Origin of the sequence: Segatella salivae DSM 15606, assembly GCF_000185845.1 — a bacterium.
Taxonomy (GTDB): domain Bacteria; phylum Bacteroidota; class Bacteroidia; order Bacteroidales; family Bacteroidaceae; genus Prevotella; species Prevotella salivae.
The window spans coordinates 1,985,104-1,991,652 of record NZ_GL629647.1; the positions used below are offsets into that span (position 1 = coordinate 1,985,104).

Here is a 6,549-nt window from a genome sequence, read left to right on the forward strand (position 1 = left end):
GTGTTTTTGATAGCCCGGGGTAGGCGAGGAACGAGCCTACCCCGGGTAAGCGTTCGCAAGGAGATTCAACGCCATAGGTGTTGAGCTTTTTCTGTAAAAGCATGGGTATAGCGAGGGCATTTATAGCGGATTACGCTTAAAAAGCGTAACACTGATGGCGTTGAAACATATATTTTGTAACACCATTTCTATTGTTTCATGCGGTAAAATGCGGCAAATCATGTACCTATTTACCACAAATCATTTTACGCTTCATTATCAACGCTATCGTCACTCCTAATTAACCCTCAAACAACTCCCTCCATTTCCACCGCTAATTACTCCCCTCTCTCTTCGGGGAACCATAGGTCGCTGTTCGTGAAGCCTGCGAAACGAGGAAAGCAAAGGGTTGGGGGAGAGGCCTTATTCTCCCCATTCCATCCCCCCCAACAAAAAGGAAAGGTCGGGCATGAAAATGCCCGACCTTTTGTTATATCTATGAAAGAATGGTTTATTCTTGTGGCAACATCACAACGGTAATCTTGCTTCCAGAAGCTAAGAAGGTTTTAACGAATGCAGAAACACTTTCTGGTGTCTGTGCCTCGACAAGTTTCTTATAGTCTGTATAGGTATCAATTCCGAGCTTATCATAGTTATGAATTGTGCCATTCCAGAAGCCGTTGGTCTTTACTTTGTCGTCGATTTGCTTCAACATCAAGGTTTTTACCTTTGCCAACATTTCTGGATTGCAAGACGTTGCAAGCTTGTTTGCCTCGTCAGTCATAATCTTTAAGGCAATCTCTCGCTTCTCTGGCTTCATTGGACAGACACCAATCATCTGGTAAGACTTATAGCCATCGTCTGATAAAGAGGCTCCAGAATATGCACCACATGAGTAAGCTGCGCTCGCTTCTTCACGTATTTCTTTCAAATAAATCATTGAAAGCACCTGACCAGCCATATCCATTTGGATGCTCTTTTCAAGCGTAAACGGAAGGTTTTCGTTATGCCATACCATGTAAGCATTGGCCTTTGGTGTCTCCATCTTACGTGTAAAGATGTTCTCAATCTGGCCAGTTACCATCTTACTTTCACGTTTAGAAGCGACATTGTTTGCCTTTGCTGGCAAGGCGCCGAGATACTTACAGATGAGTGGACGGATAGTATTCTCGTCGTAGTTTCCTATGATCATGAACTCCCATCCACGTGCACTTGCGGTGCGTTCTTTAGCCATTTGCAGGATGCGATCATAGTTAATGTCTTTCAAATCCTTGTAAACCAGCGGGGCAAGTCTTGGATTATGTCCGTAGAGTGTAGCCGTAAGAGAGTCACTAAAGGCTGTTTCGGGAGAGAGATCTCTATTCTTTAATCCTACTTCATATTGCTGAATGAGCGTATTATAGGCATCGTTGTCCTTCTTTATATTAGTGAAATAGAGATAAACCATTTGCAACATGGTTTCTACATCCTTAGGTGTTGCACTACCACTGATGCCCATCTTGCGTTCGCCCATAGTCAGATTAGCGTTTGCAATCTTGCCTGCGAGTGCCTTTTGGAGTTCAGTACTTGAGAAGTTTCCAAGGCCGCTGATGCCTATAACATCATTAAATGTGGTGAAGTTTGCAAAGTCTTTCAAGCCATAGGTAGTTGAACCACTGCCTCCATTGCCATTCAAGAGCACCTGATCTTTCTTGAAGTCGGTCTTCTTTAGAATGACTTTCACGCCATTGGAGAGTTCAAGTGTAGTGTAATCAAACTTCTTGCTCTTAGTTTCTTTTTTGATTTTACCAGCTTGAGGCAATTGTTTGATGAGCGGTTCGTTCTTAACATTGTCAACATATGCCGTGATTTGTTCTGCACGTGCAGCCTTTATAGCGCCGAGTAACTGTTGTTTTGTTGGATAAACATTACCTTCTTTCTCGTTGTTAAAGTTGATAATGACCATGTTACTGTCGTTACTTGGGATGAGTTCCTTAATCTGTTGGTTCACTGCTTCGAGTGGAATCATCGGCACAAGTTGCTTCATTGTCTGATATGTATAATCGATATCAGGGATTGGTTCGTTGTTTAAGAAGTTGCCAAGATACTGTGAAAAGAACTGTGAATTGTATCGTTTGTCCTTGTTACTATATTGCTTATCCAAGCCACTTAGATAGCTTTCTTTGAATCGATTGTATTCTGTTGGAGTGAAACCAAACTCTGCTGCGCGGCGCGCTACTATCATTGCAGCCTTCAAAGCGTCTGCCGTTTGGCTAATATCTTTAGGAGAAGCACTGATGGCAAAAGCGTCTTTAGTCTTAGCAAAGATATAATCTCCATCACCAGCTTGGGCACCTATGAATGGACAATCAGCCTTTTGAGCGGCTTCTGCGTATCGATTGTTCAGCATAGTTGCTACAGCTGCGTTCACAAAACCATAGACAAGATAGTTCACAGTGCCTTTAAGTGAATCGGGGAATACGTCATGTTTGAACATCACTTCAACGCTGGAGCTTTGCTCTTCCTTATCTTTGTCTATAACAACTATAGGCTCTGCGTTGTCTGGAACAGGCTCTTCTATGATAGGAGCTTCGTTATCTGGGTTCTTAATTCCACTGAAAAGTTTCTTTATTTGGGCTTCAACCTTGTCAACATCTACGTTACCTACGATGATCAAACCTTGGTGATCAGGATGGTACCACTTATGATAATAGTCGACAAGTTCTTTGCGTTTAAAGTTATCTACGACGCTCATTAGTCCTATAGGATAACGCAAACCATATTTACTTCCAGGGTAAAGAGCGGGCAAGTTACGCTCAAACATTCGACTCGAAGCACTTGTACGGAGACGCCATTCCTCATGAATAACACCACGTTCATTCTCGATTTCCTTCTGATCGAGTGTCAAACCAGTAGACCAGTCGCGTAGAATGATAAGACAAGTATCAATAGCTCCGGGTCTTTGTGTAGGCACATTGTCTATATTATAGACTGTTTGATCAATACTGGTATAGGCATTTAAGTCTGCACCGAATTCGATTCCATTCGCCCGACACCATTCAATGAGGCTGTTACCCTTAAAGTGATCCGAGCCATTAAAAGCCATATGCTCTAAGAAATGGGCTAAACCTCTCTGGCTTTCTTCCTCTTGTATCGAGCCAACCTTTTGCGCAATGTAGAAGTTTGCGCGGTTTTCCGGCCAGTTGTTGTGGCGGATGTAATAGGTAAGTCCATTTGAAAGCTTACCTATTCTGACATCTTTGTCTACTGGAATCGCCATCTGTAGCTGCGCCTGAGCATTGCCAGCGAGCGTTAACAGCACTGCAACCAATAAATTCTTAAGTTTCATTTATAAGTATTTTTGTTAATAAATAATCGATATGTCAAGTCAACCGACGATCTGATGTGAATCGTTTTGCCGATTAACTCCATTGTAGAAAATCAGTACAAAGATAGTATAAATAATGTATCGTTGTACAATTTATAAAGAATTTTTTTTGATTTTTGTAAGTAAATAAAAATCCTTTACCCCACTTCTCCATTCATATTGAATAAGAAAAGGTGGGATAAAGGATTATATTTTGATTTTGTTTCGTAAAAGAAACTTATTTCTTCATCGCCAGCGCTGCACTGGTTTTCTCTGTATATTGTGGTAAATTGATGGTCGACTTGCCTTTGATGTCCTCAATATTACTACCTACAAAGAAGGTGTAAGTGCCTGCATCAGCCAACCATTGATGGTTCGTTTCATCATAACTTGCAAGATCTCTCACCTCAAGCACCATTTGCAGCGTCTGCGATTCGCCGGGCTTCAACACACGTGTCTTGGCAAACACCTTGAGCTCTTTGGCCGGTTTTTCGAGTCGTCCCTTAGGAGCTGCGACATAAACTTGGGCAACTTCCTTTCCCGCTACACTGCCGGTGTTCTTCACATTGACTGAAACCACGAGCTTGTTTCCATTGCGTTTCACGGTCATTCCATGATATTCGAACGTCGTATAACTAAGTCCATACCCGAAAGGATAAGCCACTTGACGATGGAAAGTGTCGAAGAATCGGTAACCAATCCAAATGCCTTCTTCATGCTTTGTGAAGCTTCTTGTTGGAATAGGTGCCCCACCAGAGCCCAGGTTTTCATACGTAAAGAGGTCTATATCCTGTGGAAAGTTCTTCGTAGATGGGTGATCTGTGGCTGCAAGAGGCCAGGTCATAGTGAGTCTTCCAGATGGACATATCTTACCAGTCAATATATCTGCCACGCTGTTTCCACCCTCTTCGCCAGGCTGCCAAGCTAAAAGAATGGCGTCTGGATAGGCACTCCAGCTTGTTGTTTCTATCACCGAACCCGAGTTGATGACAACAATCACAGGCTTATTTTCGCCATGATAGGCGGTAGAAACATCCTGAATCATCTTCATTTCCTGTGGGGTGAGGTTAAATTCTCCGTCTATCTTTCGGTCGATTCCCTCTCCTGCCTGACGCGAAATCGTGATGATTGCCATGTCAGATTGTTTTAGTTGTTTCTTCAAAAGCTCGTGAGTGATGTCTATTTCAGGCATCTTTTGGTCGCCCATCAATGGTGCTTCGAACCAACGAAAACCTGAACGATCGGCTTCAAACTTAAGTTTTGCATAGTCAATATACTTTTTATAGATCTCCGTTAGGTCTGAAGTAGTTTCGATTCCAACATTCTTCAGCCCCTGAACAAGGTCTATAATATAAGGTGTATGCACGCAACCAGAACCTACTCCGCCTGAAAGGAAGTTATAAGAGCCTGTGCCATAGAGTGACACGCGCGTCGGTTTCTTCGTCTTTCCCCCAAGAGGCAGCACACCATTGTTCTTCAACAACACCATACCTTCATCTGCAACTTCTCGGCTTACGATAGCGTTTGCCTTGAGATTTGGGTTGTTATCGGCCTTATATCCATTGAAATGAGGAGTCAAAACAATATATTCGAGCATGCGACGCACACACTTATCCACGTCTTCCATACTCAGTTTACCTTGCTTTACGCCTTCAACAATATCCGTAACCTGCTCTTTACTCCCCGGCTCTAACAAGTCGTTACCAGCCTTTACCTCATTAATTGTGTAGAGACCTGCCTGCTCTCGCTTACCACACCAGTCTGTCATGACGATGCCTTTAAAGCCCCAATCGTCGCGAAGTACTTTGGTTAGGAGGTCATGATTGGCTTGAGCGAAGACCCCATTAATGCGATTATACGATGACATTACAGTCCAAGGATGACTCTCTCTCACGGCAATTTCAAAGCCACGTAGATAGATTTCGCGAGCTGCACGCGGTGAAACAATCTCGTCAACAAATATTCTGTTCGTCTCTTGTGAGTTCACTGCGAAGTGCTTTATGCTTACTCCTGCACCCTCATTCTGCACACCTTTGACGTAGCCCGAAGCGATTTTACCCGTCAAAAGAGGGTCTTCGCTGTAGTATTCAAAGTTTCTTCCGCACAAAGGATTACGGTGAATGTTCATTCCCGGACCAAGAATCACATCACAATTATAGGCTTTTACTTCGCTGCCTATAGCCTTTCCAACCTTAAAAGCGAGTTCCGTGTTCCATGTAGCAGCAATACATGAGCCCACAGGAAAGCCCGTTGCATAGAACGTTTTGTTGGTTTCTGGTCTCGTGGGATTAATGCGAACACCAGCCGGTCCGTCTGTAAGAATGGTCTCAGGAATACCAAGTCGCGGGATAGCTATCGTCGAGCCAGCCGCTCCCGGCACTGTATGCGAGGAGTTACCCGCCATAGCTGTAGTCGACCAAAAGTCGTATTCGCCTCCTACAAGCAGTGAGGCTTTCTCTTCAAGTGTCATGGCTTGCAACACCTTCTCAATGTTGTCTTTCGACAACTTCGGTGTTTGTGCCGTTGCTGTAATGCTCATTGTCATTGCTAATGCTAACGTTTTAATTTTCATATTAGGCTGTTATTAGGTTTATTTCGTTTCATTCAGAGGGGATAATCCAATCCATCTGCAATTTATTTCGTATGACAAAGATATAAAATTCTTATGAAGCAATCCTATAACCAAATGTTAAATCCTATGCCTTCAATAACATATTATGCCATAGAAAATAACAAACCTTACACTTATGCTATTCATGTTATCCTCTATTTCCCCCTTTATTAGTGCGCAAGGTGAGGTTATTGATGGATTGTTTGCATAGAAGAAGAGCCTCACCCCCATTGTCTTTCAGCCTCACCCCCAGCCCCTCCCCGAAGAGGGAGGGGAGTAGTTAGCCATGAAAATGGAGGAGGTTATTTGGGGGTTAATGGGGGGTGGTGATGTCGTTGATAATTAAAGGTAAAATAGTTGACGTCATTTCATCGTGTAAAATACGGCGAATCACACGACCATTTGACGCAGATTACCGCATGAAATGGTACAAATTGTAGCATGAGGTATTGGATATTAAATTATGCCTCAATACATATCATTTAACAGATTATTTGAATCAATATAGTAGATAATGTTTATTTCCGTGTGGCAAGCCACTGAATCATGTTGTAAGACGAAAAGAATCGTATCGAAAAATGAATGTTTCAACGCCGTAGGTGTTGCGCTTTTG

General features: G+C 42.9%; 2 protein-coding genes. Both read right to left on the minus strand.

The annotated features are described in order from the left end of the window. Positions 1-490: 490 nt before the first annotated feature. The gene (locus tag HMPREF9420_RS07995) at positions 491-3,307 is read right to left on the minus strand and encodes a M16 family metallopeptidase (RefSeq protein WP_007135073.1); all 2,817 of its coding nucleotides are present in this window, start codon (positions 3,305-3,307) and stop codon (positions 491-493) included. 256 nt (positions 3,308-3,563) lie between these two features. Further along, positions 3,564-5,897, minus strand: coding sequence for a glycoside hydrolase family 3 C-terminal domain-containing protein (locus HMPREF9420_RS08000; RefSeq protein WP_007135074.1), 2,334 nt, complete (start codon positions 5,895-5,897; stop codon positions 3,564-3,566). Between the last annotated feature and the right edge of the window lie 652 nt (positions 5,898-6,549).